The 2771-nt window shown below is 53.2% G+C and carries 3 protein-coding genes; all 3 read right to left on the bottom strand.

Annotated features, from left to right (window positions below):
- Positions 1–717: TIM barrel protein (locus tag GX419_12260; GenBank protein NLI25467.1), on the bottom strand; the 717-nt coding region annotated here is incomplete at its 3' end.
- A gap of 23 nt (positions 718–740) precedes the next feature.
- Positions 741–2060: a Gfo/Idh/MocA family oxidoreductase gene (locus GX419_12255; GenBank protein NLI25466.1), complete on the bottom strand. Its 1320-nt coding sequence runs from the start codon at positions 2058–2060 to the stop codon at positions 741–743.
- A gap of 113 nt (positions 2061–2173) precedes the next feature.
- Positions 2174–2771, bottom strand: a 598-nt coding sequence (locus tag GX419_12250; GenBank protein NLI25465.1) for a S1 RNA-binding domain-containing protein, incomplete at its 5' end; no start/stop codon positions are given.

Below are 2771 nucleotides of genomic sequence, written 5' to 3'. Positions count from 1 at the left end.
GATGATGCCATCGCCCGGGCAGGCAAAATCCATTTCGTCGCCGGGGGCCATATCTTTCACATGCAGTATTTTGATGCGCCCCGCATAGCGTTTCATCATGGTAAGCGGATCGGCACCTCCCTTCCGTACCCAGTAAATATCCATTTCGCACGAAACCAGCTGTGGATCGGTATGTTGCATCAGGTAGTCGAAGGGGAGGCCTTCTTCCATGGAAATGAATTCCTTGTTGTGGTTGTGCCAGCACAGGTGAAGCCCGTATTTTTTGCAGGTTTCACCCATTTTGTTGAGGATTTCGGCGCTTTTTCTGCAATCTTCGGGGCTGAAGGGGCCTCCGGTAAGCCATGGCCAGTAAACAACGGCATAGGTGAGCTTCAGGTCGAGCAGAGGCTGAAGAAGGGCCGGCAGGTCATTCTGGTTTTCGGTAAAGGCAACGCCTCCTGCTACGGGCTGTATTCCCACCGAGTTGCAGAACGACAGGAATTCCGAAGGGGTGTTTCCCAGATGCCGTCCGATTTCGATTTCGGAAAAGCCATATTCTGCCGCCTTGCGGAGGGTGCCCTGCCAGTCGGCTTTCAGCTCTTTTCCTACGATGCCTGAAATAAACCCGAATTTCTTCAGGGAGCTTTTTCCTGCCGAAGCCCTGAGAAGGGAAGGCATGGTGACCAGAGCCGCGGCCGATATGGCTGCTTTATGAAGGAAATTTCTGCGTGTTTCCATTAATGCAAATGATTTGCTGATAGTCAGACTTTCGGAAGTTCCCAGGGTTTTCTGTACACGGGAGTAATCAAAGTATTGGCCTTTTCGCTGTTGGTAAAACGGCCGGCAGCATCGTCCCAGATGAGCAGGTTTTCGCCCGAGCGGGCGGCGATGTTGGGGAAGTGGGCATGCAGGGCGGCGGCGCGGCCGATTTCAGGAGGACAGGCCGGCTGGTTGCGCGATTTCACGCAATCAATGAAATTGCGCACGTGCTCACCGTGCGATTCCTTGCCTTCGGTATAGCTGTATTCCTCGCCCATGAATTTTTTCTGTTCATTGTCCCATTCGGGATAAAGAACCACTTTTGACCGGTCGGTGACGATGGTTCCCAGGTCGCCAATAAAGGCAATTCCGTAAAGCATATCATACGGCCCGCGCTGGATGCCGGCTGTGAGGTCGAAATTGATCACAAAATCGTCTTTCGGGAACGAAACCGTCATGGTATCAAAGGTCTCCCTTGCACGGGGCTGTGAGTAAGTATTGGCGGCATACACCAGTACTTTTTCGGGAGCTTTCACCAGGTCTTTTGCCCAGAGTCCCATATCGAGGAGATGCACACCCCAGTCGGACATAAGCCCCCCGCCGTAATCCCAGAAATGGCGCCAGGTTCCATGAAAACGGCTGCGGTTGAAAGGTCGCTGTGGTGCCGGACCCAGCCACATGTCGTAGTCAACTCCTGCCGGAACGGGTTCATCGGGCACAATCACCGGCCCTACTCCGTAGGCAAAATTGGCCCAGATATTCACCTTGCGCAGCTTGCCTATTTTGCCGGTTTTGATGAGCTCCATGGCCTTGTTGAAAACAAATCCGCTCCGTTGCTGCTGGCCTACCTGCACAATCCGGTTGTAGCGCCTGGCTGCCCGCACCATGATGTTGCATTCTTCAATGCTGTTGGCCATGGGTTTTTCCACGTACACGTCCTTGCCGGCCTGAAGGGCATAGACCGTCTGCAGGCAATGCCAGTGGTCGGGGGTACCGATAATGACCGCGTCAATATCTTTCTGCTCGAGCAGTTTGCGGAAGTCACGGTACAGCTTTGGCTTCTGGCCGAAGTTCTTTTCCACCGCGGCCGCTTTGTCGTTCAGTACATTTTCGTCAACATCGCACAGGGCGGTGCATACAACATCTTTATTTTTCAGGTGGTGCTCCAGAATGCCAAAACCCATGTTTCGGCATCCGATAAGGCCTACCCGCAGTGTGTCGGAAGGGGCAGCCCTGCCGGTCCATCCCGACAGCGGTAATACAGACAATCCTGCTGCAGCGGCAGCCGATTTCTGAACAAAAGTACGTCGCGTAAGTTTCATAGGCGGTTGGTTTTTGGTTGAAACAGGTTTTAAAGTTAGTGAAAAAACAAAATGCCGGATGCATCCGGCAACGGAATCTTGCTTTTTTGATGAGCAAAAGGGAAGTTTCCCGGCTACTTTTGGGCCGTATCCTTAAGAGAGAGCTGAATGCGTTTCCGCGGTATATCCACATCCAGTACCCTGACCATCACATGCTGGTGCAGTTTGACCACATCGAGGGGGTTGGATACAAAACGGTCAGCGAGTTGGGAAATATGAACCAGCCCGTCCTGTTTCACCCCTACATCAACAAAAACGCCGAAGTTGGTGATGTTGGTCACAATGCCCGGAAGCACCATTCCGGGTTTCAGGTCATTGATGCTGAAGATGCCCGGGGCAAATTCGAACACCTTGATTTCCTTTCTGGGGTCGCGGCCGGGTTTGGCCAGTTCCTGAAGGATGTCGTTCAGGGTAGGCAGGCCGGCTTTGTCGGTAATGTATTTTTCGGGTTTGATGGTGGCCCGGAGCTTTTCATTACCAATGAGGTCGTTCACCGAGCAGCCGAGGTCTGAAGCCATGCGCTCCACAATGGGATAACTTTCGGGGTGCACGGCGGTATTGTCGAGGGGGTTGGCGGCATCAGCTATCCTGAGAAATCCGGCGCACTGTTCAAAGGCTTTTTCACCGAGCCGGGGGACTTTTTTCAGTTCCTGCCTGCTTTTGAACGGTCCG

The organism is Bacteroidales bacterium (assembly GCA_012517825.1).
Taxonomy (GTDB): Bacteria; Bacteroidota; Bacteroidia; order Bacteroidales; family JAAYUG01; genus JAAYUG01.
This window is presented reverse-complemented; position numbering and strand designations above follow the sequence as displayed.

What these genes read in the sequence shown, in the direction of transcription:
- GX419_12255 (NLI25466.1), bottom strand. Translation starts at nt 2,060, where the DNA reads ATGAAACTTACGCGACGTACTTTTGTTCAGAAATCGGCTGCCGCTGCA.